Raw genomic sequence first — 348 nt, 5'->3', positions numbered from 1 at the left:
ATCTAAGCGGGAAGCCTGCTTCGAGATGAGTATTCCCACCCACTTGATGGGGTAAGGCTCCCAGTAGACGACTGGGTTGATAGGCCAGATCTGGAAGCCCGGTAACGGGTGGAGGTGACTGGTACTAATAGGCCGAGGGCTTGTCCTCAGTTGCTCGCGTCCACTGTGTTTGTTCTCAGACAACGAACGGTTGTGCTGGCTGAACAGTTTCACTACTTAATTGAAGAGTGTGCTTGTTCGCTGCCCTGTTCGGGTTCCCATTTCCAGGAATGGGACAACTGATAGGGTTTCGGTGGTCATAGCGTGAGGGAAACGCCCGGTTACATTCCGAACCCGGAAGCTAAGCCT

The 348-nt window shown here is 53.4% G+C and carries 2 rRNA genes; both read left to right on the top strand.

Going from position 1 to position 348, the window contains the following annotated elements:
- Positions 1-148, top strand: a 23S ribosomal RNA gene (locus tag GTW43_RS13860); the annotation flags it as partial.
- A 140-nt stretch (positions 149-288) separates the two neighbouring features.
- Positions 289-348, top strand: a 5S ribosomal RNA gene (gene rrf / locus GTW43_RS13855); the annotation flags it as partial.

It is taken from the genome of Streptomyces sp. SID5785 (genome assembly GCF_009870065.1).
In the GTDB taxonomy this organism is placed as follows: Bacteria; Actinomycetota; Actinomycetes; order Streptomycetales; family Streptomycetaceae; genus Streptomyces.
The sequence above is the reverse complement of the archived record's forward strand: the minus strand, read 5'-3'. Positions and strand labels throughout refer to the sequence as shown.